This window comes from Streptococcus pseudopneumoniae (assembly GCF_001074565.1).
Classification (GTDB): Bacteria; Bacillota; Bacilli; order Lactobacillales; family Streptococcaceae; genus Streptococcus; species Streptococcus pseudopneumoniae_J.
In genome coordinates this window covers 123437-148754 of record NZ_JUQX01000018.1, presented here as the reverse complement: position 1 = coordinate 148754, position 25318 = coordinate 123437, and the positions used below count along the sequence as shown (strand labels likewise).

Annotated in this window: 19 protein-coding genes; 16 read left to right on the top strand and 3 right to left on the bottom strand. The window is 39.0% G+C overall.

Annotated elements, in window-relative coordinates; genetic code table 11:
- The first annotated feature begins 3 nt into the window (after positions 1 to 3).
- The gene (locus ADI74_RS02335; RefSeq protein WP_009729779.1) at positions 4 to 849 is read left to right on the top strand and encodes an undecaprenyl-diphosphate phosphatase; all 846 of its coding nucleotides are present in this window, start codon (positions 4 to 6) and stop codon (positions 847 to 849) included.
- A 33-nt stretch (positions 850 to 882) separates the two neighbouring features.
- Here the strand turns inward: ADI74_RS02335 and dinB are convergent, their stop codons facing one another.
- On the bottom strand, positions 883 to 1944 hold the full coding sequence (gene dinB / locus ADI74_RS02330; protein ID WP_049536779.1) for a DNA polymerase IV: 1062 nt from the start codon (positions 1942 to 1944) through the stop codon (positions 883 to 885).
- A gap of 236 nt (positions 1945 to 2180) precedes the next feature.
- Here dinB and pflB point away from each other — a divergent pair, with 236 nt between their 5' ends.
- Together pflB and ADI74_RS02320 are read left to right on the top strand one after the other, a co-directional pair.
- Complete coding sequence (gene pflB / locus ADI74_RS02325) at positions 2181 to 4496, top strand: formate C-acetyltransferase (protein WP_049536778.1); 2316 nt, start codon at positions 2181 to 2183, stop codon at positions 4494 to 4496.
- A gap of 393 nt (positions 4497 to 4889) precedes the next feature.
- A complete protein-coding gene (locus tag ADI74_RS02320) occupies positions 4890 to 6995 on the top strand; it encodes an ATP-dependent Clp protease ATP-binding subunit (protein ID WP_049536777.1) in 2106 nt (701 codons plus the stop codon).
- 58 nt (positions 6996 to 7053) lie between these two features.
- On the opposite strand, the gene ADI74_RS02315 is transcribed toward ADI74_RS02320, so the two are convergent.
- Entirely contained in the window at positions 7054 to 7536 is a 483-nt protein-coding gene (locus ADI74_RS02315; protein WP_049536776.1) for an S-ribosylhomocysteine lyase, read from the bottom strand.
- A 91-nt stretch (positions 7537 to 7627) separates the two neighbouring features.
- A complete protein-coding gene (locus ADI74_RS02310) occupies positions 7628 to 9112 on the bottom strand; it encodes a DUF1846 domain-containing protein (protein WP_049536775.1) in 1485 nt (494 codons plus the stop codon).
- A 152-nt stretch (positions 9113 to 9264) separates the two neighbouring features.
- Between ADI74_RS02310 and ADI74_RS02305 the strand changes: the two genes are divergently transcribed.
- The 13 genes from ADI74_RS02305 to ADI74_RS02245 all read left to right on the top strand — a co-directional run bounded on the left by ADI74_RS02305 (position 9265) and on the right by ADI74_RS02245 (position 25318).
- Positions 9265 to 10875 carry a glycoside hydrolase family 13 protein gene (locus ADI74_RS02305; RefSeq protein WP_049536774.1) on the top strand — a complete coding sequence of 537 codons (1611 nt, stop codon included), beginning with the start codon at positions 9265 to 9267 and terminating at the stop codon, positions 10873 to 10875.
- 168 nt (positions 10876 to 11043) lie between these two features.
- Positions 11044 to 13011: a peptide ABC transporter substrate-binding protein gene (locus ADI74_RS10570; RefSeq protein WP_053092579.1), complete on the top strand. Its 1968-nt coding sequence runs from the start codon at positions 11044 to 11046 to the stop codon at positions 13009 to 13011.
- A 145-nt stretch (positions 13012 to 13156) separates the two neighbouring features.
- Positions 13157 to 15118, top strand: a complete 1962-nt coding sequence (locus ADI74_RS02295; RefSeq protein ID WP_065428536.1) for a peptide ABC transporter substrate-binding protein — start codon at positions 13157 to 13159, stop codon at positions 15116 to 15118.
- Between the two features lie 193 nt (positions 15119 to 15311).
- Positions 15312 to 16757: a capsular polysaccharide biosynthesis protein Cps4A gene (gene cps4A, locus ADI74_RS02290; RefSeq protein ID WP_049536772.1), complete on the top strand. Its 1446-nt coding sequence runs from the start codon at positions 15312 to 15314 to the stop codon at positions 16755 to 16757.
- A 1-nt stretch (position 16758) separates the two neighbouring features.
- Positions 16759 to 17490 (top strand): capsular polysaccharide biosynthesis protein Cps4B, encoded by a 732-nt coding sequence (gene cps4B, locus ADI74_RS02285; RefSeq protein ID WP_049536771.1) that lies wholly within the window; start codon positions 16759 to 16761, stop codon positions 17488 to 17490.
- An 8-nt stretch (positions 17491 to 17498) separates the two neighbouring features.
- A complete protein-coding gene (cpsC, locus tag ADI74_RS02280) occupies positions 17499 to 18191 on the top strand; it encodes a capsular polysaccharide biosynthesis protein CpsC (protein WP_049536770.1) in 693 nt (230 codons plus the stop codon).
- Positions 18192 to 18200: 9 nt separating this feature from the next.
- A complete protein-coding gene (locus tag ADI74_RS02275) occupies positions 18201 to 18884 on the top strand; it encodes a tyrosine-protein kinase (RefSeq protein ID WP_049536769.1) in 684 nt (227 codons plus the stop codon).
- Positions 18885 to 18905: 21 nt separating this feature from the next.
- Positions 18906 to 20273, top strand: a complete 1368-nt coding sequence (locus ADI74_RS02270) for a sugar transferase (protein ID WP_049536768.1) — start codon at positions 18906 to 18908, stop codon at positions 20271 to 20273.
- Positions 20260 to 21066: a DUF4422 domain-containing protein gene (locus tag ADI74_RS02265; RefSeq protein WP_192833022.1), complete on the top strand. Its 807-nt coding sequence runs from the start codon at positions 20260 to 20262 to the stop codon at positions 21064 to 21066. Before ADI74_RS02270 ends, ADI74_RS02265 begins: the two co-directional genes overlap by 14 nt.
- 19 nt (positions 21067 to 21085) lie before the next feature.
- On the top strand, positions 21086 to 22264 hold the full coding sequence (locus ADI74_RS02260; RefSeq protein ID WP_049536766.1) for a hypothetical protein: 1179 nt from the start codon (positions 21086 to 21088) through the stop codon (positions 22262 to 22264).
- A gap of 136 nt (positions 22265 to 22400) precedes the next feature.
- Positions 22401 to 23201: a LicD family protein gene (locus tag ADI74_RS02255; protein ID WP_049536765.1), complete on the top strand. Its 801-nt coding sequence runs from the start codon at positions 22401 to 22403 to the stop codon at positions 23199 to 23201.
- A gap of 15 nt (positions 23202 to 23216) precedes the next feature.
- Positions 23217 to 24305, top strand: coding sequence for a glycosyltransferase family 4 protein (locus ADI74_RS02250; RefSeq protein ID WP_049536764.1), 1089 nt, complete (start codon positions 23217 to 23219; stop codon positions 24303 to 24305).
- An 8-nt stretch (positions 24306 to 24313) separates the two neighbouring features.
- Positions 24314 to 25318, top strand: coding sequence for a glycosyltransferase family 2 protein (locus ADI74_RS02245; protein WP_049536763.1), 1005 nt, complete (start codon positions 24314 to 24316; stop codon positions 25316 to 25318).

Below are 25318 nucleotides of genomic sequence, written 5' to 3'. Positions count from 1 at the left end.
TACATGTATCTTATTGAAATTTTGAAGTCGATCTTTTTTGGGATTGTTGAAGGAATTACAGAATGGTTGCCCATTTCAAGTACGGGTCACTTGATCTTGGTTGAAGAATTTGTACAATACAAGGACCAAAATGAAGCCTTCATGTCCATGTTTAATGTTGTCATTCAGCTCGGTGCTATCTTAGCGGTTATGGTGATTTACTTTAACAAGCTCAATCCCTTCAAACCTGGTAAAAATAAGGTGGAAGTCCGTCGAACTTGGCAATTGTGGTCAAAAGTCCTCGTTGCGACCTTGCCTTTATTGTTAGTCTTTAAGCTGGATGATTGGTTTGACACTCATTTTCATAATATGGTATCAGTTGCGATTATGTTGATTATCTATGGTGTTGCCTTTATCTATCTTGAAAAAAGAAATAAGGCGCAAGCTATTGAACCAACAATCACAGAACTTGAAAAGCTTCCCTACAAGACAGCTCTCTATATCGGACTCTTCCAAGTCCTCGCCCTCTTCCCAGGAACGAGCCGTTCAGGTGCGACGATTGTTGGTGGTTTGTTAAATGGAACGAGTCGCTCTGTCGTAACAGAGTTTACCTTCTACCTCGGAATTCCTGTTATGTTTGGGGCTAGTGCTTTAAAGATTTTCAAATTTATAAAAGCAGGTCAACTCTTGAGTTTTGGACAACTGTTCTTGCTTTTGGTTGCTATGGGAGTAGCCTTCGCGGTCAGCATGGTTGCTATTCGCTTCTTGACTGGCTATGTGAAGAAGCACGACTTTACCCTCTTTGGTAAATACCGTATCGTACTCGGTAGTGTCTTGTTGCTCTATAGTTTTGTGCGTTTATTTGTATAAGAAAAAGCTTGAGGGAATCTTCCTTCAAGCTTTTTAAAATCCTGTTACTGTGACTCCTAGCAAACGAATGCCTTTTTCTTTTTCAGCTAGTTCTTCGTAGAGTTGAAGGGCAGTTTGAGAAATCTGACTAGCATCCTGTGTTGCTTGTGGGAGGCTTTTTCGTCTAGTTAGAGTAGAGAAGTCAGCATATCGTATTTTTAGGATAATGATTTTTCCAGCTTTGCCTTGTTGGCTGAGATTGTGAGCTACCTTTTCTGAGAGAAGAGTCAGCTCTTTTTTGATGTCTTCTTCTACGTGTAGGATTTTTCCGTAGGTTTTTTCCTTGCCAATAGACTTGCGAATACGATTGGCCTTGACCGGTGAATTATGAATGCCCCTAGCCTTTCGATAAAGATCAAAACCGAGTCTGCCAAACCGATCGATTAAAGTGACTTCTGAGACATCCAATAAGTCTGCGCCAGTATAAATGCCCATTTCATGCAGTTTTTCAACGCTCTTCTTGCCAACTCCATGAAACTTAGCAATGTCCATTTGTTTGAGAAAATCCTCAGCCTGATCTGGGAGGATGACTGTTAAACCATGTGGTTTTTGATAGTCACTAGCCATTTTAGCTAAGAATTTGTTATAAGAGACGCCTGCAGAAGCAGTCAGATGTAGCTCCTGCCAGATATCTTGTTGGATGAGGCGAGCTATTTTAACAGCTGACTTGATACCGAGTTTATTTTCTGTCACATCCAAGTAGGCTTCGTCAATACTCATGGGTTCAATCAAATCAGTGTAGCGTTTAAAAATAGCTCGAATCTCAAGTCCAACTGCCTTATACTTTTCATAATTCCCGGAGATAAAGACGGCTTGGGGGCAACGCTCATAAGCTTCTTTAGAACTCATGGCAGAGTGAATACCAAAGGCTCGTGCCTCGTAGCTACAAGTAGAAACAACTCCTCGTCCGCCAGTTTGTCTAGGGTCGCTTCCAATGATGACAGGTTTTCCTTTTAATTTAGGATTGTCTCGTATTTCCACCGCAGCAAAAAAGGCATCCATGTCGATGTGGATGATTTTTCTTGACAGATCATTAATCAATGGAAATATGAGCATTATTGCACCTTTCTAGCGTCATTTTCTATTCATTATACCTTTTTTTCTGAAAAAATGGAAAAGAGTAATCCTACTTTCAAAAATATAATACAGATTGTGTCCAAAAATGGACTGTATTAGAAAAGAAAGTAACAAAAAAGCCGGATTTCGCTTGTTGAAATCGGTTACTGTATGGTATACTTGACTCATGAATGTAACAGATGGCTGTTACTAGAAAGAAAAATGAGGACATTAACATGGTTGTTAAGACAGTTGTTGAAGCACAAGACATTTTTGATAAAGCTTGGGAAGGCTTCAAAGGCGTAGATTGGAAAGAAAAAGCAAGTATTTCTCGCTTTGTTCAAGCTAACTATACACCTTATGATGGAGATGAAAGCTTCCTTGCTGGACCAACAGAACGTTCACTTCACATCAAAAAAATTGTAGAAGAAACTAAGGCTCACTACGAAGAAACTCGTTTCCCAATGGACACTCGTCCAACATCTATTGCTGATATTCCTGCCGGATTTATCGACAAAGAAAACGAATTGATCTTTGGTATCCAAAATGATGAACTCTTCAAATTGAACTTCATGCCAAAAGGTGGTATCCGTATGGCTGAAACTACTTTGAAAGAAAATGGATACGAACCAGATCCAGCTGTTCACGAAATCTTTACTAAATATGTAACAACAGTTAACGACGGTATCTTCCGTGCCTACACTTCAAACATCCGTCGTGCTCGCCACGCTCACACTGTAACTGGTCTTCCAGATGCATATTCACGTGGACGTATCATCGGTGTTTACGCACGTCTTGCTCTTTACGGTGCAGACTACTTGATGCAAGAAAAAGTAAACGACTGGAACTCAATCGAAGAAATCGATGAAGAAACAATTCGTCTTCGTGAAGAAATCAACCTTCAATACCAAGCATTGCAACAAGTTGTTCGCTTGGGTGACCTTTACGGAGTTGACGTTCGCAAACCAGCGATGAACGTTAAAGAAGCAATCCAATGGGTTAACATCGCTTTCATGGCTGTCTGCCGTGTGATTAATGGTGCCGCTACATCTCTAGGTCGTGTGCCAATCGTATTGGACATCTTTGCAGAACGTGACCTTGCTCGTGGTACATTTACTGAATCAGAAATCCAAGAGTTTGTTGATGATTTCGTTATGAAACTTCGTACAGTTAAATTTGCTCGTACAAAAGCTTATGACCAATTGTACTCAGGTGACCCAACATTCATCACAACTTCTATGGCTGGTATGGGTAACGACGGTCGTCACCGTGTTACTAAGATGGACTACCGTTTCTTGAACACTCTTGACAACATCGGTAACTCTCCAGAGCCAAACTTGACAGTTCTTTGGACTGACAAATTGCCATACAACTTCCGTCGCTACTGTATGCACATGAGCCACAAACACTCTTCTATCCAATACGAAGGTGTAACAACAATGGCTAAAGATGGATACGGAGAAATGAGCTGTATCTCATGCTGTGTGTCACCACTTGACCCAGAAAACGAAGATCAACGCCACAACATCCAGTACTTCGGTGCTCGTGTAAACGTTCTTAAAGCCCTTCTTACTGGTTTGAACGGTGGTTACGACGATGTTCACAAAGACTACAAAGTATTTGACATCGATCCTATCCGTGACGAAGTTCTTGAATTCGAATCAGTTAAAGCGAACTTTGAAAAATCTCTTGATTGGTTGACTGACACTTATGTAGATGCTTTGAACATCATCCACTACATGACTGACAAGTACAACTACGAAGCTGTTCAAATGGCCTTCTTGCCGACTAAACAACGTGCCAACATGGGATTCGGTATCTGTGGATTTGCTAACACTGTTGATACATTGTCAGCGATTAAATACGCCACTGTTAAACCAATCCGTGATGAGGATGGCTACATCTACGATTATGAAACAATCGGTGAATACCCACGTTGGGGTGAAGATGACCCACGTTCAAACGAATTGGCAGAATGGTTGATCGAAGCTTACACAACTCGTCTACGTAGCCACAAACTTTACAAAGACGCAGAAGCTACAGTATCACTTTTGACAATCACATCTAACGTTGCTTACTCTAAACAAACTGGTAACTCACCAGTCCACAAGGGTGTATACCTCAACGAAGATGGTTCTGTGAACTTGTCTAAACTTGAATTCTTCTCACCAGGTGCTAACCCATCTAACAAAGCTAAAGGTGGATGGTTGCAAAACTTGAACTCACTTGCTAGCCTTGACTTTGGTTACGCAGCTGACGGTATCTCATTGACAACTCAAGTTTCTCCACGTGCTCTTGGTAAGACTCGTGACGAACAAGTTGATAACTTGGTAACAATCCTTGATGGTTACTTCGAAAACGGTGGACAACACGTTAACTTGAACGTTATGGACTTGAACGATGTTTACGAAAAGATCATGTCAGGTGAAGATGTTATCGTGCGTATCTCTGGATACTGTGTAAACACTAAATACCTCACTCCAGAACAAAAAACTGAATTGACACAACGTGTCTTCCACGAAGTTCTTTCAATGGATGACGCATTGAGCTAAGATTTTAAATTAAATAGAAAAGGCCAGTTGGAAACGACTGGCTTTTTGCGTCCTTGAAAAATTTTAAAAAATTAGTCAAATTTGGTCAAAAAGTTATTGACTTTTACTGACCAAAGTGATATAGTAGAAACATAAGGAAAATGAATTCCTTAAAAAGCTCATTTTCAACGAATTAGTCTTTGAGAATGAGGTATAGAATCCCGAGAAAGGGGTGAGGCCTATGTTAAATCTAACAGACTTTGAAAAGAAGATGATAGAAGGCTTATTTAAAAAAGAAAAACCAGAAATTATACGTAGGGTAGCTAGTTAGCTAGTCTAAAATTTTTAAAACAAAGATCAAAGTTAGTCAATATCAGAGATCGCAATTAATTAACAATAAACGAGGTAAAGAATATGAACAACAACTTTAATAACTTTAACAATATGGATGATTTATTTAACCAATTGATGGGTGGTATGAGAGGATATAGTTCTGAAAATCGTCGCTACTTGATTAATGGACGTGAAGTGACACCTGAGGAATTTGCTCATTATCGTGCAACTGGTCAATTGCCAGGAAATGCAGAATCTGATGCGCAAATGCACCAACATGCTTCAAGTATGAAACAAGACGGTGTCCTTGCTAAACTAGGTCGTAACTTGACAGCAGAAGCTCGTGAGGGTAAGTTGGATCCTGTTATTGGCCGAAACAAGGAAATTCAAGAAACAGCTGAAATCCTCTCACGTCGTACCAAGAACAATCCTGTTCTGGTCGGAGATGCAGGTGTTGGTAAGACAGCAGTTGTCGAAGGCTTGGCACAAGCCATTGTTAACGGGGATGTCCCAGCAGCAATCAAAAACAAGGAAATCATTTCCATTGATATCTCAGGTCTTGAGGCTGGTACTCAATACCGTGGTAGCTTTGAAGAAAATGTGCAAAATCTAGTCAACGAAGTGAAAGAAGCAGGAAATATTATCCTCTTCTTTGATGAAATTCACCAAATTCTCGGTGCTGGTAGCACTGGTGGAGACAGTGGATCTAAAGGGCTTGCGGACATTCTCAAGCCAGCCCTCTCTCGTGGAGAATTGACAGTGATTGGAGCAACAACTCAAGACGAATACCGTAACACGATTTTGAAGAATGCAGCTCTTGCTCGTCGTTTCAACGAAGTCAAGGTCAATGCTCCTTCAGCAGAGGATACTTTTAAAATCCTTCAAGGAATTCGTGACCTCTATCAACAACACCACAATGTCATCTTGCCAGACGAAGTCTTGAAGGCAGCAGTGGATTATTCTGTCCAATACATTCCTCAACGTAGTTTGCCAGATAAGGCTATCGACCTTGTCGATGTAACGGCAGCTCACTTGGCAGCTCAACATCCTGTAACAGATGTGCATGCTGTTGAACGGGAAATCGAGGCAGAAAAAGACAAGCAAGAAAAAGCAGTTGAGGCAGAAGACTTTGAAGCAGCTCTTAATGCCAAAACACGTATTGCAGAATTGGAGAAAAAAGTCGAAAACCACACAGAAGATATGAAAGTAACTGCCACTGTCAATGATGTGGCTGAATCTGTGGAACGAATGACAGGTATTCCAGTATCACAAATGGGAGCGTCAGACATCGAACGTCTCAAGGATATGGCCCATCGTTTGGAACACAAGGTTATTGGTCAAGATAAGGCAGTAGAAGCAGTGGCTCGTGCTATCCGTCGTAACCGTGCTGGTTTTGATGAAGGCAATCGCCCAATCGGTAGCTTCCTCTTTGTAGGTCCAACTGGGGTTGGTAAGACCGAGCTTGCTAAGCAATTGGCACTGGATATGTTTGGAACCAAAGATGCGATTATCCGCTTGGATATGTCTGAATACAGTGATCGCACAGCCGTTTCTAAATTGATCGGTACAACAGCCGGTTATGTGGGTTATGATGACAATAGCAATACCTTGACAGAACGTGTTCGTCGTAATCCTTACTCTATCATTCTCTTGGATGAGATTGAAAAGGCGGATCCTCAAGTCATTACCCTTCTCCTCCAAGTCTTGGATGACGGTCGTTTAACTGATGGTCAAGGAAATACCGTGAACTTCAAGAACACTGTCATTATTGCAACATCAAATGCTGGATTTGGCTATGAAGCTAACTTGACAGAAGATGCGGATAAACCAGAATTGATGGATCGTTTGAAACCATTCTTCCGTCCAGAATTCCTTAACCGCTTTAACGCAGTTATCGAGTTCTCACACTTGAATAAGGAAGACCTTTCTAAGATTGTGGACTTGATGTTGGCTGAAGTCAACCAAACCTTGGCTAAGAAAGACATTGATTTGGAAGTTAGTCAAGCAGCTAAGGACTTTATCACAGAAGAAGGCTATGATGAAGTTATGGGTGTTCGTCCGCTCCGTCGCGTGGTTGAACAACAAATTCGTGATAAAGTAACAGACTTCCACTTGGATCATCTAGATGCCAAACATTTGGAAGCAGACATGGAAGATGGCGTTTTGGTCATTCGTGAAAAAGCCTAACTCAAGATTTTGAGAATAAAAAAAGAAGGAACTAGCTAAAAGCTGGTTCCTTTTGTGTTTAGATGACATGGCGCTTAAAGGCATCATCTGAGATTCCTTGTTCCAGGATGAGTTTCGCCCATTCTTTAGCAGAAAAGAGGCTGTGATCCTTGTAGTTTCCGCAAGATTCGATGGTTGTTCCAGGGACATCTTCCCAAGTAGTGGTTTCAGCGATTTCCTTGAGCGAATCTTTGATAACAGCTGCAATCTCAGCGCTGGTGTGACGTCCCCACATAATCATGTGAAAGCCTGTACGGCAACCAAATGGTGAACAGTCAATCATGCCGTCAATGCGGGTACGGATGAGTTTTGCCAAGAGGTGTTCAATAGTGTGAAGCCCAGCGGTAGGGATAGAGTCCTCATTTGGCTGCACCAAGCGAATATCAAAGTTGGAGATGACGTCTCCCTTTGGTCCTGTTTCTTCCCCAATCAAGCGAACATATGGTGCTTTAACAATGGTGTGGTCAAGTTCAAAACTTTCAACAATAACTTCTTTTGACATGGTAAATCCTTTCAGTTTTCTTCTTTCATTATATCATAAAGGGTGCTGTTGAGATAGAGAGAAAACCTCTCCGACGAAGGAGAGGTTTGAATTATTTCCGATACAAGCGATCGTATTGGTAGTAAGGATCGAAAGTTACGTTGATGCCTAGCTTGCGAAGGACGTTCTTGTCTTCATCGGTCAAGATGATGGTTGAGTGGGCTTCGCTTCCTTTGAGGTTACCAAGTTCTTTCATTGCACGTGCAGCATCAGGATTTTCCATGGCTGTAATGGCAAGGGCAATGAGAATTTCATTTGAATGCAGGCGTGGATTGCGACTACCGAGATGGTTGATTTTAAGGCCTTGGATTGGTTTGACAACTTCTGGTTCAATCAATTTTACTTCCTTGTCGATAGCAGCTGATTTCTTAATGGCGTTGATCAAGGCGGCAGCTGTAGGACCAAAGAGTTCTGAGTTTTTACCAGTGACAATGTCACCAGATGGCAATTCGAGAGCTAGGGCAGGCCCGCCGGTTTCTTCAGCTTTTTGACGTGCAGCGACAGCAACCTGACGGTCTGCAGGTGTGATACCGAGGTCGTTCATGAGCAACTCGATTTTCTTGACAGCAGATTCCCCGACTTTTTCAGCCTTGAAGTCAAGAACTGTTTGATAGTAACGGCGGATGATTTCTTGTTTAGAGGCTTCGATAGCAGCCTCATTATCTGTAATAGCGAAGCCAACCATGTTGACACCCATGTCTGTTGGTGAAGTGTATGGAGATTCACCAAGAATGCGTTCCAACATACGTTTGAGTACTGGGAAGATTTCGATATCACGGTTGTAATTGACAGTGGTTTCTCCGTAGGTTTGGAGATGGAAGGGGTCAATCATGTTGACATCGTCAAGGTCTGCTGTGGCAGCCTCATAGGCCAAGTTGACTGGATGATGAAGGGGAAGGTTCCAGACTGGGAAGGTTTCAAATTTAGCGTAACCAGACTTGATACCATTGATTTGGTCATGGTACATGTTTGACATACAAGTGGCCAATTTTCCAGAACCAGGTCCAGGAGCGGTTACGACAATCAAGTTGCGACTGGTTTGGATGTAGTCGTTTTTCCCCATACCCTCTGGAGAAATGATGTGGTCCATATCAGTCGGGTATCCTTTGATCGGATAATGAAGATAAGAATCAATTCCGTTTTTCTCTAGCTGGTTGCGGAAGACATCTGCAGCAGGTTGGCCAGCGTATTGTGTGATGACAACCGAACCAACAAAAATTCCTAGCTCATTGAATTTGTCAATCAAACGAAGAACTTCTTGGTCGTAAGAAATACCCAAGTCACCACGTGCTTTAGAATGCTCGATGTTGCTAGCATTAATGGCGATAACAACTTCAACTTGCTCTTTCAATTCTTGCAAGAGCTTGATTTTGTTGTCAGGTTCATAACCAGGAAGAACGCGAGCAGCGTGGAAATCTTCTAACATTTTGCCACCAAACTCCAAATAGAGCTTGCCATCAAATTGGTTAATGCGCTCCAAGATGTGGTTGCGCTGTAGATTCAGATATTGTTCAGAACTAAAAGCTTGTTTTTTCATTTTTTTACCTCTGACCTCCATTATAATAAAAAATTGGAAGTTAGGAAACTATAAAGCTAAAAAAGAAATCAAAAAGATTAGGCAAACGCTTGCACTAAGTTTAAAAAAGCGCTATCATAGACTGTAGAGTATTAAAATAACGAGGTAACAAGATGCAAGAAAAATGGTGGCACAATGCCGTAGTCTATCAAGTCTATCCAAAGAGTTTTATGGATAGCAATGGAGATGGCATTGGTGATTTGCTAGGAATTACAAGTAAGTTGGACTATCTAGCTAAGTTAGGGATTACAGCGATTTGGCTTTCTCCTGTTTATGACAGTCCGATGGATGATAATGGCTATGATATTGCTGATTATCAAGCGATTGCAGCTATTTTCGGGAGCATGGAGGACATGGACCAACTCATCGCAGAAGCTAAGAAACGTGATATTCGAATTATCATGGACTTGGTGGTCAATCATACCTCAGATGAACATGCTTGGTTTGTCGAAGCCTGTGAAAATTCCGACAGCCCTGAGCGAGACTACTATATCTGGCGGGATGAGCCCAATGATTTGGAGTCTATCTTTAGTGGGTCTGCTTGGGAATATGATGAAAAGTCGGGTCAGTACTATCTCCACTTTTTCAGCAAAAAACAGCCTGATCTCAACTGGGAAAATGAAAAACTTCGCCAGAAAATTTATGAGATGATGAACTTCTGGATTGATAAAGGTATTGGTGGTTTCCGTATGGATGTCATTGATATGATTGGTAAGATTCCTGATGAGAAAGTAGTCAATAACGGTCCTATGCTCCATCCTTATCTCAAGGAAATGAATCAGGCAACTTTTGGGGATAAAGATCTCTTGACAGTGGGAGAAACTTGGGGGGCAACGCCAGAAATTGCCAAACTCTACTCTGATCCAAAGGGTCAAGAATTGTCTATGGTCTTCCAATTTGAACATATTTGTCTTCAGTATCAGGAAGGGCAACCTAAGTGGCACTATCAAAAAGAACTGAATATTGCTAAGTTGAAAGAAATCTTCAACAAATGGCAGACAGAGTTAGGTGTTGAGGATGGCTGGAATTCCCTCTTCTGGAACAACCATGACCTCCCTCGTATCGTCTCAATCTGGGGAAATGACCAAGAATACCGTGAGAAATCTGCCAAAGCCTTTGCAATCCTACTTCATCTTATGAGGGGGACTCCCTATATCTACCAAGGTGAGGAGATTGGGATGACCAACTATCCTTTTGAAACACTGGATCAAGTAGAAGATATTGAATCCCTCAACTATGCGCGTGAAGCTCTTGAAAAAGGTGTTCCGCTCGAGGAAATTATGGACAGTATCCGTGTCATCGGACGTGATAATGCCCGTACCCCGATGCAATGGGATGAAAGCAAAAACGCTGGTTTCTCAACTAGTCAGCCTTGGTTGGCAGTTAATCCAAACTATCAAGAAATCAACGTTCAAGAAGCACTGGCAAATCCAGATTCTATTTTCTATACCTATCAGAAACTCATCCAGATCCGTAAGGAGAACAGTTGGCTGATTCGAGCTGATTTTGAATTACTTGATACGGCTGATAAGGTCTTTGCTTATATCCGTAAGGACGGAGACCGTCGCTTCCTAGTTGTGGCTAACTTGTCCAATGAAAAACAAAACTTTTCAGTAGAAGAAAGAGTTAAATCTGTCTTGATTGAAAACACTGTGACTCAAGAAGCAGTTGAAAAACAGACCTTGGCTCCATGGGATGCTTTCTGTGTGGAACTAACGGATTAAAATAAGTGAACCTCAAGCTTTTGAAGCTTGAGGTTTTTTACTAAAAATTGTATAGAAAAATCTTTAAAAAATATTTGTTAGAATTTTCTAAAAAATCATCCGAAAGTCCTTGCTTTTATAAAAAAATAGGGTATAATGGTGAAAATACTATCTTTAAGGAGATTACTTATGAGATCGAAAAAGTGGCTTTTAGGAGCAGGTGCCGTCCTGAGCACAGCCCTTCTGTTAACCGCTTGTGGGCAAAGCGAAAAAAAGGCTGATGCTCCCAAGACATTTTCTTATGTCTATGCAATAGATCCATCATCTTTGGACTACAGCGTGACGAGCAAGAGCTCAACTTCTGACGTTATAGCCAACGTTGTCGATGGCCTCTTGGAAAACGATAAATACGGGAACTTGATTCCTTCGCTTGCAGAAGACTGGTCCGTTTCTAAAGATGGCTTGACCTATACCTACAAACTTCGTAAGGGTGTGAAATGGTATACTTCTGAGGGAGAAGAATACGCTGAAGTCAAGGCTCAAGACTTTGTTACAGGTCTGAAACACGCAGCTGACGGTAAATCAGACGGCTTATCCCTCCTTCAAGACTCTATCAAAGGTTTGGCTGCCTACATCAGTGGAGAAAGCAATGACTTTTCTACTGTAGGAGTCAAGGCTGTTGATGATTACACGGTTGAATACACGCTTAACAAACCAGAAAGCTTCTGGAACTCTAAAGTCACAACTGCTACCATGCTTCCAGTTAATGAAGAATTCTTGAATTCTAAAGGGAGCGACTATGGTGCACCAACCCCATCAAGCATCCTTTATAACGGTCCTTACCTTTTGAAATCATTGACTTCAAAATCAGTCATCGAATATGAAAAGAATCCAAACTACTGGGACAAGGACAATGTTAAGATTGACAACATCAAACTAACCTTCTATGATGGTTCCGACCAAGAATCTTTGATTCGTAGCTTTACACAAGGTGCCTATACAACAGCCCGTCTTTTTCCAACAAGCTCAAACTTTGAGTCAACTAAGAAAGAGTACGGCGATAAGATTGTCTACAGTCCACAAGAAGCGACTAGCTACTACCTCACTGTTAACGTAAACCGCCAGTCTTACAATAAAACAGCCAAGACTGACGAGGCTCAAAAAACTTCAACGAAAGAAGCTCTTCTTAACAAGAACTTCCGTCAAGCCTTGAACTTTGCTCTTGATCGTCACTCTTATACTGCTCAGTTGAATGGTGAAGAAGGTGCGGACAAGATTATCCGTAATAGTCTAGTGCCTCATGACTACGTTCAAGTAGGTGAAAAGACATTTGGAGAGTTGGCACAAGCAGAGCTGGTTTCTTATGGAAACCAATGGAAAGATGTAGCCCTTACAGATGGCAAGGATACGATTTACAGTCCTGAAAAAGCCAAGGCAGCTTTTGCGAAGGCAAAAGCAGAATTGCAGGCTAAGGGTGTGACCTTCCCAATCCGTTTGGATGTTCCAGTTGAACAAACGGATGTCATTGCCGTTCAACAAACCAACTCACTCAAGCAGTCCATCGAATCAACACTGGGTACGGAGAATGTCATTGTCGATGTCCTTCAAATGACAGATAATGAAAAAATGAGCATTACGTCTCAAGCTAAGGTTCCAGCACAAAAAGACTACGACTTGAATGGAACTGGTTGGGGACCAGACTATCAAGACCCAGCTACTTACCTAAACATTCTTGATGCTAAGAAGGGTTCTGCCCTTAAACACTTGGGTATCACTCGTGGAAAAGATCCAGAAGTGATGGCTCAAGTCGGTCTAGACGAATACAAGAAACTCTTGGATGATGCCGCAGCTGAAACAAGCGACCTCAATAAGCGTTACGAAAAATACGCTAAAGCTCAAGCTTGGGTATCGGATAGCTCGCTCTTGATCCCAGTTGCTTCTTCAGGTGGTTCTCCAACTGTTAGCCGTACTGTACCATTCACAAAAGCATACTCTCAAGTCGGAATCAAGGGAGATCCGTTTGTATTCAAAGGTTTGGAACTGCAAAAGGATGTCGTGACTACAAAAGAATACGAAGAAGCTCTCAAGAAATGGCAGAAAGAAAAGATTGAAACAAATGCCAAATACCAAAAAGAGCTAGAAAAACACGTCAAATAGTCTATGACAAAGAAAAGGAAGTTGCAGAAAAACTGTGCTTCTTTTTTGTTTTGAGACATCAGTCGTCGTAAAACTAGGAACTTTACAATTTAGGATAAATTTGATAAAATATGTACATGTTATAAAAAGTGACATAAAGGAGTGGATGATGAAAATGAAAAAAAGACTTATCGAAACTGGTCTTGTCCTAGCTACAGGGATTTTACTCTCAGCTTGTGGACAGTCCAATACAGACACAAGCACCTTCTCATCAACATTTAGCGCAAACCCAACGACATTTAACTATCTTTTAGACTATTACGCAGATAACACTGCTGTGATTACTAATCTTGTAGATGGTTTGCTAGAAAATGATAGCTATGGCAATCTAACGCCAGCTCTAGCTGAAGATTGGTCTGTTTCAGCAGATGGTTTGACCTATACCTACAAACTCAGAAAAGATGCCAAGTGGTATACGGCTGATGGTGAGGAATATGCTCCAGTCAAAGCCCAAGACTTTGTCACTGGGATCAAATATGCTGCGGACAACAAGGGACAAGCTATGGATCTGATCCAAAATTCAATCAAGGGATTGAATGACTATGTGACGGGTGTGACCAATGACTTTTCAACTGTCGGTGTCAAAGCCTTGGATGATTACACAGTCGAGTACACTTTGACTCGACCGGAACCGTATTGGAATTCAAAGACAACCAATAGTATCCTTTTCCCAGTCAACGAAGAGTTCTTGAAATCAAAGGATAAAGAATTTGGAACATTGACGCCAAATAGCATCCTTTACAATGGACCTTACTTGTTAAAAGATTTCACATCAAAATCTTCGATCGAATATGTGAAGAATCCACACTATTATGACCATGATAAAGTAACCATTGAAAAAGTTAAGTTAGCTTACTTTGATGGCTCTGATCAGGAGATGACCATTCGTAACTTTGAAAGTGGTGCCTATACGCTTGCGGGAGTCTATCCAAATAGCTCGAGCTATGCTAAGACAAAAGAAAAATACCAAGACAATATCGTTTATAGCTTGCAAGACAAGACTTCTTGGTACTTCAACTTTAACGTTAACCGAAAAGCCTATAACCATACTGCAAAAACCTCAGACCAGCAAAAGAAATCAACTCAAACAGCGATTTTAAATAAAAATTTCCGTCAGGCCTTGAACTTTGCCATCGATCGGACAGCCTACTCTGCTCAATCTAACGGGCAAGAAGCAGCAAGTAAGACCCTTCGTAATACCCTTGTTCCTCCGACATTTGTGCAGGTGGGAGATAAGAGCTTTGGAGAAGTGGTTTCTTCCAAACTTGTTCAGTATGGAACAGAATGGTCAGGAATCAACTTGGCGGATGCCCAAGACGGTTATTTCAACAAGGAAAAGGCCCAAGCCAAATTTGCGGAAGCTAAAAAGGAATTGGAAGCCCAAGGGGTGACCTTCCCGATTCATTTGGACATCCCGGTTGATCAAACCAATAAAAATGCAGTTTCTGGTATGAATTCGCTTAAACAGACACTTGAAACAGTACTAGGTTCTGATAATGTCGTTATTGATGTTCAGCAACTTTCAACGGATGACTTTGGGAATGTCGCTTTCCTAGCTCCAAATCCAGCAGCTCGTGATTACGATTTGAACTTTGATGGCTGGGTTGGTGATTACCAAGATCCGTCAACTTATCTGGATCCATTTAACGCCGAAGATGGTTTTTATCTCAAAATTTTCGGTCTAGATGCTAAGGAAGATCAAGAACTCATCAAGAGTCTAGGACTTGATACCTATACGAAACTTCTAAAAGAAGCAGACGCTGAGAATCAAGATGTCGCTAAGCGTTATGAAAAATATGCTGAAGCTCAAGCTTGGATGATTGATAATTCTCTGATCATGTCTACGATGTCAAATGGTGGAACAGCCTCTGTGACCAAAGTAACTCCATTTACACGTGCCTACTCTCTAGTGGGAATCAAAGGTGATGGAAATAACTACAAGTACATGAGACTGCAAAAAGATCCTGTTACCAAGAAACAATTTGATGAAGCTAAGGCTAAGTGGGAAGAAGAAAGTAAAAAGGCTATCGAAAAGAGTCAAAAAGAATTTTCAAACCACGTTAAATAAAAATGAAAGACAAGCTGGCACGATAAAATGCCCTTGTCTTTTTAATTTGTCATCGAGAAATGAAGTTAGTATACTTTTAAAGTAAATAAAGCATACAGAAGTGAATGAAAACGCTGAGAATGGTGGGAATAATTGGAATTTCTTTCATAATTGTGATATAATAATCCTAATTATTAACGTATAGGGGATTAACATGAATAGACGTTCAAAGAGAACTCGCTCGGGGAAAGTAAAGCGAAGTGTTAACATAGCCTTGTTAGCTATTTATCTATTGTTGGCTGGCTTTTTATTGTTTTTGATTTTTAAATACCATATCCTTGCTTTTAGATATCTTAATCTAGTGGCAACTGCGTTAGTTCTACTAGTTGCCTTAGTAGGGCTGCTCTTGATTATCTATAAAAAAGCTGAAAAGTTTACCATTTTTCTGTTAGTGCTCTCTATCCTTGTGAGCTCAGTGTCGCTTTTTGCAGTACAGCAGTTTGTTGGACTGACCGATCGTTTAAATGCGACTTCTAATTACTCAGAATATTCTATCAGTGTTGCTGTTTTAGCAGATAGTGAGATTGGAAATGTTACGCAACTGACGAGTGTGACAGCACCGACTGGGACTGATAATGAAAACATTCAAAAACTACTAGCTGATATCAAGTCAAGTCAGAATACCGATTTGACGGTCGACCAGAGTTCGTCTTACTTGGCAGCTTACAAGAGTTTGATTGCAGGTGACACCAAGGCCATTGTCCTAAATAGTGTCTTTGAAAATATCATCGAGTCAGAGTATCCAGATTACGCATCGAAGATAAAAAAGATTTATACTAAGGGATTCACTAAAAAAGTAGAAGCTCCTAAAACTTCAAAGAGTCAGTCTTTCAATATCTATGTGAGTGGAATTGATACCTATGGCCCGATTAGTTCAGTCTCGCGTTCAGACGTCAATATCCTGATGACTGTCAATCGAGATACCAAGAAAATCCTCTTGACCACAACGCCACGTGATGCCTATGTACCAATCGCAGATGGTGGAAATAATCAAAAAGATAAATTAACCCATGCGGGTATTTATGGAGTTGATTCATCCATCCACACCTTAGAAAATCTCTATGGAGTGGATATCAATTACTATGTGCGATTGAACTTCACTTCGTTTTTGAAATTGATTGATTTGTTGGGTGGGGTAGATGTTTATAATGATCAAGAATTTACTGCCCATACAAATGGAAAGCATTACCCTGTAGGCAATGTTCATCTTGATTCAGAACAGGCTCTTGGTTTTGTTCGTGAGCGCTACTCCCTAGCAGATGGCGATCGTGACCGCGGGCGCAATCAACAAAAGGTGATTGTGGCTATCCTTCAAAAATTAACGTCGACCGAGGCACTGAAAAATTATAGTACGATTATTGATAGCTTGCAAGATTCTATCCAAACAAACATGCCGCTTGAGACCATGATGAACTTGGTCAATGCTCAGTTAGAAAGTGGTGGAACTTACAAAGTGAATTCGCAAGACTTGAAAGGTACAGGACGGATGGATCTCCCTTCCTATGCGATGCCAGATAGTAACCTCTATATGATGGAAATTGACGACAGTAGCCTTGCATCTGTCAAAGCTGCTATTCAAGACGTGTTGGAGGGCAGATGAAATGATTGATATTCATTCGCACATTGTCTTTGATGTAGATGATGGTCCCAAGTCAAGAGAGGAAAGCAAGGCCCTCTTGACAGAAGCCTACAGGCAGGGGGTGCGAACCATTGTCTCTACCTCTCATCGTCGCAAGGGCATGTTTGAAACTCCAGAAGAGAAGATAGCAGAAAATTTTCTTCAGGTTCGGGAAATAGCTAAGGAAGTTGCGAGTGACTTGGTCATTGCTTATGGGGCGGAAATTTACTACACACCAGATGTTTTGGATAAACTGGAAAAAAAGCGGATTCCAACCCTCAATGATAGTCGTTATGCCTTGATAGAGTTTAGTATGAACACCCCTTATCGCGATATTCATAGCGCCTTGAGCAAGATCTTGATGTTGGGAATTACTCCAGTCATTGCCCACATCGAGCGCTATGATGCTCTTGAAAATAATGAAAAACGCGTTCGAGAACTGATCGATATGGGCTGTTACACGCAAGTAAATAGTTCACATGTCCTCAAACCCAAACTTTTTGGCGAACGTTATAAATTCATGAAAAAAAGAGCTCGGTATTTTTTAGAGCAGGATTTGGTTCATGTGATTGCAAGTGATATGCACAATCTAGACGGTAGACCTCCTCATATGGCAGAAGCATATGGCCTTGTTTCCCAAAAATACGGAGAAGCGAAGGCTCAGGAACTTTTTATAGACAATCCTCGAAAAATTGTAATGGATCAACTAATTTAGGAGAAATGATGAAAGAACAAAATACGATAGAAATCGATGTATTTCAATTATTAAAAACCTTGTGGAAACGCAAGCTAATTATTTTATTAGTGGCACTTGTGACAGGGGCGGGAGCTTTTGCATATAGCACTTTTATTGTTAAGCCAGAATATACGAGTACCACGCGTATTTACGTAGTCAACCGTAATCAAGGAGATAAGCTGGGACTGACAAATCAGGACTTGCAGGCAGGATCTTATCTGGTAAAAGACTACCGTGAGATTATCCTTTCGCAGGATGTATTGGAAAAGGTAGCGACAAATTTGAAATTGGATATGCCAGCAAAAACGTTAGCCAGCAAAGTTCAAGTGACTGTACCAGCTGACACTCGTATCGTCTCAATCTCTGTCAAGGATAAACAACCAGAGGAAGCCAGTCGCATCGCTAATTCTCTACGAGAAGCTGCTGCAGAAAAGATCATCGCTGTAACGCGAGTATCTGATGTAACGACGCTTGAAGAAGCGCGACCAGCTACGACTCCCTCTTCTCCAAATGTTCGACGCAACACCTTGTTTGGTTTTCTTGGAGGAGTCGTCGTAACAGTAATTACTGTTCTTTTGATTGAGTTACTCGATACCCGTGTGAAACGTCCTGAAGATGTCGAAGATGTACTACAAATTCCACTTCTAGGGGTCGTTCCAGATTTGGATAAAATGAAATAGGAGGAAGTTATGCCAACGTTAGAAATCTCACAGGCAAAATTGGATCTTGTAAAAAAGGTGGAGGAATATTATAACGCTTTGTGCACGAACCTACAGTTAAGTGGAGATGATTTGAAAGTATTTTCTATCACTTCTGTGAAACCAGGAGAAGGAAAATCAACGACTTCCACTAATATAGCTTGGGCTTTTGCGCGTGCAGGTTACAAAACGCTGTTGATTGATGGAGATATCCGCAATTCTGTTATGTCAGGTGTCTTTAAAGCAAGGGATAAAATCACAGGTCTGACAGAATTTCTATCAGGAACTACAGACCTATCGCAAGGGCTTTGTGATACCAATATCGAAAATCTCTTTGTAATTCAGGCTGGCTCTGTGTCACCGAATCCGACAGCTCTTCTTCAAAGTAAGAATTTCAGTACAATGCTTGAAACCTTGCGTAAATATTTTGACTACATCATTGTAGATACTGCTCCTGTCGGTGTCGTGATTGATGCAGCTATCATTACGCGAAAATGTGATGCTTCTATTTTAGTGACAGCAGCAGGTGAAACAAATCGACGAGATATTCAAAAAGCGAAAGAACAATTGGAACACACAGAGAAGCCGTTTTTAGGAGTTGTGTTGAATAAATTCGATACTTCAGTAGACAAATACGGTTCTTATGGAAATTATGGAGATTACGGGAAAAAATAAAAAATAGGTTGGGGGATAGAGATGAATGGAAAAGTAGTAAAGCCTTTATTGGCCATAATCCAGAGTTTTCTTGTTATTTTATTGACTTATCTGCTTAGCGCTGTGAGAGAAACGGAGATTGTTTCAACAACAGCTATTGCACTTTATATCCTCCATTATTTTGTCTTTTATATCAGTGATTATGGACAGGATTTCTTTAAAAGGGGATATTTGATTGAACTTGTCCAGACATTGAAATATATCCTGTTCTTTGCGCTAGCGATTAGTATTTCTAATTTTTTCTTAGAAGATCGATTTAGTATTTCTAGACGAGGCATGATTTACTTCCTCACATTACATGCTCTCTTAGTCTATATGCTAAACCTATTTATCAAGTGGTATTGGAAACGAGCTTATCCCAATTTTAAAGGAAGTAAGAAGATCCTCTTGCTTACAGCAACTTCTCGTGTCGAAAAGGTACTGGATAGATTAATAGAATCAAATGAGGTTGTTGGGGAGTTGGTAGCTGTCAGTGTTTTAGACAAACCAGATTTTCAGCATAATTCTTTAAAGGTAGTAGCAGAGGAGGAGATAGTAGACTTTGCGACTCATGAGGTGGTCGATGAAGTCTTTATCAATCTTCCAAGTGAAAAATACAATATTGGAGAGCTTATCTCTCAGTTTGAAACGATGGGAATTGATGTAACAGTCAATCTAAATGTTTTTGATCGTAGTTTGGCACGTAACAAGCAAATCCGTGAGATGGCAGGATTAAACGTTGTGACTTTTTCTACAACATTTTATAAGACTAGCCACGTGATTGCTAAGCGGATTATTGATATCGTGGGTGCATTGGTAGGGCTGATACTATGTGGTCTAGTCGGTGTTTTACTGGTCCCTTTGATTCGAAAGGATGGGGGCTCTGCTATTTTTGCTCAGACGCGTATTGGAAAAAATGGTCGCCACTTCACTTTTTACAAGTTTCGCTCCATGTGTGTAGATGCTGAGGACAAAAAAAGAGAACTCATGGAACAAAATACCATGCAGGGTGGAATGTTTAAGGTGGATGATGACCCACGTATCACGAAAATTGGTCGCTTTATACGGAAGACTAGCTTGGACGAGCTGCCACAGTTTTATAATGTTCTAAAGGGAGATATGAGTTTGGTAGGTACACGACCACCAACAGTGGACGAGTATGAACACTATACCCCAGAACAAAAACGTCGTCTAAGTTTTAAACCTGGGATAACAGGGTTATGGCAGGTCAGTGGACGAAGTGAGATCAAGAATTTCGATGAAGTTGTCAAATTAGATGTGGCCTATATAGACGATTGGACAATTTGGAAAGATATTGAGATTTTATTGAAGACAGTTAAAGTTGTATTGATGAAAGATGGAGCGAAGTAGATTGATAGATGTAAAAATCATAGTAGCAACACACAAGAAGGCTAAAATGCCTCAAGATAATACTCTTTATCTTCCAATACATGTTGGGAGAGAAGGAAAATCAGATATCGGTTTTATTGGAGATAATACTGGTGATAATATTTCATCTTTAAATCCATATTATTGTGAATTAACAGGACTTTACTGGGCGTGGAAGAACTTAGACTGTGATTATCTAGGTTTGGTACACTATCGCCGTTATTTTACCAAAAGATCACAAAGATATTCAGATTATATCAGTATGGATGAAGTTGTTTTATCTCGAGATGATTTAGATAATCTTCTTTTGACAAATGATGTTCTGGTTCCTAAGAAGAGGCGGTATTATATTGAAACACTCTATTCACACTATGCCCATACTTTGAATGGAAGTCATCTTGATATTGCTCGTGATGTCATTAAACAGTTAAGTCCAGAATATTTGACGGTCTTCGATAAGGTCATGAAGCAACGTAGTGGTTACATGTTCAATATGTTTATTATGAAAAAAGATTTGGTAAATCAGTATTTTTCTTGGTTATTTCCTATTTTAGACAAGATGTATGAGCAAATAGATGTATCCCAGTTAACACCATTTGAAGCTAGACTGTTCGGTCGTGTTAGTGAATTATTATTTAATGTGTGGTTGAAACATAAGAACATTAAGCCAAAAGAACTCCCATTTATGTATATGGAGAGAGTGAATTTATTTGAAAAAGGAAAATCTTTCTTACTGGCCAAATTTTTCGGAAAGAAGTATGGTCAGAGTTTTTAGATAGGGATGAACAATAAGAATGAAATTAATAGTAAAAATAAAGTCTTTGCCAGAAATTTTAGCTCTTGTTGCGTTAGGGATATTTTTAATTATTTCAATATTAAGTGTGACTTTTTATGCTCAATATTTACCTAAAGAAGTTTATAAAATAGTGGTAGCTACTTTACTCTTTTTTTTGTTTACAAAAGAGTCATTTAAAAGAAAGTATGATTACAAAACACTCATTGGATTATTTGCTACAATTTTACTTTACTTTATTATAGGGGAAATGGGCACTATCAATTCTAATATCGCAGTAGGTATATTGTTTGTTTATTCTTTACGTGATATTCCGTTTAAAAATGTAGCGAAAATTGCTTTAGTGATAAGTGTATGCTTGTTATTGTTTGTTATAATAAGTGCTAAATTGGGAGTTATACCTAATTATTTAGAGATTTCTGGGAGAGTCCGTAACTATTTGGGCTTTAGATATGCTTTATTTCCGTCGGCTTTGCTAATGAATGTAGTTGCTATTGTATTTTATTTAAAGCAAAATAGAATCTATTATTGGCAGTGGTTCTTGCTAGCTTTATCTGTTTATTGGGTATATGAACAGACTGATTCTCGTTTGACATTTTATAGTTCCTGTATATTGTTGATTTGCAATTTATTAATAAAGTGGTTTCCTGATCTTTTCTCTAAATTAGGACGTATGTTTAGTATTTTTAAATTTACCTTTATTGTAAATGCACTAGTGAGTTTTTGGATTTCATTTACTTATCTCAATTCAACTAATGTTTTTGTTAATAATTTTCTTTATGAATTAAACTACATGTTAGGTAATCGTATATATTTGACGAATAAATCTCTGCAGCTATATGGCTTTGGTTTGTTTGGCCGACAAGTTGAATGGACTGGGAATGGTCTCACTACAGAGGGAGTAAAAATTTATCAGACGTATCTATATGTGGATAATTTGTATATGCAAATTTTACAAAAATACGGTTTGCTAATCCTAGTATTGATGATTATACTGTTAACCTTAACTTTGTTTAAAGTTATTAAGAGACGTCAATGGGTTCTTGCTTTTATTTTGATATTGATGAGTTTCCATTCAATAATTGATGATTTGAATTTGTACCTTCAGTACAATATATTTTGGATTTTGATAGGAAGTTTAATATATTCTGATTATCAATCTTCCAGCGAAAGAGATTAAATGTTAGAGAATGATTCGTTTGAAAAAATAATATAATGGGAAATTAAGTAGTATTAGTCAGCTACAGATTTAAGAGAATACTGAACAGGAGTATTATTATATATCGAATTGTATCGTTTTTACAGAGGAGAAAAGTATGTCGGATATCAAAATTATTCAAAACAAGATTCTGTCTATCTTGAAAGAATTTATTAATATTTGTGAAGAAAATAATTTGACCTACTATGCTCTAGGGGGAACATTGCTTGGAGCAGTACGTCACAAAGGATTTATCCCTTGGGATGATGATATTGATATTGGCATGCCGAGGGAAGATTATGAAAAGTTTAAAAAAGTAGCTCCACGTTTATTACCAAGCTATTTAAAGATAGTCAATAATCCTCTAAATCTCGATATAACTCAATTGGTCGATAAAAATGTGATTGTTAAATTTGCAAATTTGGAAAGCAATGTCTTTATTGATATTTTTCCTCTAGATGGTTATCCAGAAAAGGGGAGTTTTGCAGCTAAATTACATAGTTCTAGAGTGTTGTTTCAAAGAATGCTTTGTAAAATATCAGTTTTGGATCATCTTGAAGACAAAAATCGCGGAACTATAGAGAATCTTATAGTTAAAATATCTAAAACGCTAAGAATCCAAAAGCTACTTCCAAAAGATGCTTTAGTAAAGAATCTGCATAAACTTATTCAGAAATATGATTTAAAAACTTCCCGTTACGTTGGGAATGTTCTAGGCAGATATAGGGAGAGAGAAATAGTTCCTAAAGAGTACTTTGGGGAGCCTAACTCTCTTAATTTTGAAGATGTTATAATAAAATGTCCTACAGATTATAAAGGTTATTTGACGGAAATTTATGGCGATTTCATGGAACTCCCTCCAGTAGAAGATAGAGTGGCACATAATATCGAGCTTATATCAACTAGAGATAAAGAGTAAAGGGTAGGTTAAAAATTGGCAAAAAAAGTATGTATTGTGAAATGGATTTTAGACGATTCTGGCGGTGGTGAGCGAGTTGCTATATCATTGGCAAATGAACTCACAAAAAAGTGTGAAGTTCATTTGATTGGAATTACAACAAAGCAATCTAACCTTTTCTTTAAAATTAATTCTCAGGTAAAATACTCCAATTTTTTTGACCATAGAGTACGCTTGTCTAAGAATATTCTCAAAATCTCAAAAATGTTAAAAAAATATTTTATAGATAATGAGATAGAGGTTGCCTTTGGGATAGGGATATCCGCCAATGTATTTTTATCTTTAGCAGGAATAGGGATTCCTACTAAAGTAGTTTTATGTGATCACACCAATTCAATTACTGATAATAGAGAATTTTCTCAGAGAGTACAAAGGTATGTTGGAACAAAGCTTGCAGATAAGATTATTACTCTCACCCTAGAAGATCGTAGAAATTATATAAGCAAATACGGTATTTCTGAGGATAAGATTGCTTATATTTACAATTGGAAAGAAAATCTTCTTTCTAATGTAACTTATAACAATGAGTCGACTAAACTTGTTACAGTTGGTCGTTTTGATAATCAAAAAGGCTATGATTACCTTGTTCAAGTTGCCAAAAAGGTTTTGTCTAAGAAGTCTGACTGGACCTGGGAAATCTACGGTTCTGGCAATCAAGATGAAGTAGACAAAATCCGGGAACTAATCAAGGAAAACAATTTGCAGGATAAATTGTTCATTAAAGGACTAGAGAAAAATCAGGATCTAATATATGGGGATAAAGGGATTTACGTCATGACTTCTCGTTACGAGGGTTTACCCTTGGTATTGTTAGAAGCTCAGCAATACAATCTTCCTATTGTTAGTTTCAGTTGTCCGACAGGGCCTAGTGAGATTGTCGAAAATGGTATTAATGGATATCTAATAGATTGTTATGATATAGATGAGATGTCTAAGAGATTGTTAGAGCTAATGAATGACAAGGAAATTAGGAATCGTTTTTCATCTCATGCCAAAGACAATATGGATAAATTTGATAAAAATATGATTCTTAACCAGTGGATTGAACTGATTGAGAAAATTTAGGAGATAAAATGAAAGATTGTTTGTTAACAATTGTAATGCCTAGTTATAATATTCAGGACTATATTTTAAAAGGAATTGAATCCTTCCAGCAAGTAAACCCAAATCATAAAGAAAAATTTGAGGTTTTGATTGTGAATGATGGAAGTACAGATGATACAGAAAAAGTAGCAAAAGAAGTTTTGGAAAAAGATTCTTTACTGAATGGACGAGTAATAACGAAAGAAAATGGTGGACATGGTTCCACTATCAATCGTGGTATTCAGGAAGCGAAAGGGAAATTTTTTAAAGTTATTGACGGAGATGATTGGATTATTCCGGCAGAATTTGAAAAGTTTTTGGATGCTCTTGAAACTACTGATGTAGATATGATTATTACCGATTTTACAGAACAACATGTATATAATGACACTGTTGTTCGAAATGATTTTATTGATAAATATGAAGTTGGTAAGACATATACGGGAATTCCTGATGTTCGAATTCCAATGCATTCAGTTGCTTATAAAACATCTATCTTATCAAAGAATAACATTCGATTGAGTGAAAAAACTTTTTACGTTGATATGCAGTACACTCTATTTCCTTTAGAGTATGTCCATAGTTTTGTTTACTGGAATTTCGATATTTATCAATACTATATTGGAAGACCTGAACAGAGTATGAATATTGAGAGTATGAAGCGAAATGTTCGTCATCATCTAACTGTAACAAACTCTGTGCTAGACTATTTTTCAAAAATTGAGGGCGATGTTGTCTTGAATCGAGTTGTTTCTGAGACATTGGTCTATTTAATTAGTTTGCAAGTTGATTTGTCTTGGATAGTTGATGACTCTAAGGCACTCTTGACTGAACTATACAGTAAAATTCAGCAAAGTTCATATAACTACATTCCTACGAAAAAATTTGATAAATTATCTTATTTGAACCATAACACCAACTATGCACTAGGTGTGATTTTCAATCCCATTTTGAAGAAATACTCGAAGAAGAAAGAAAAAGAGAGAGGGGTTTAA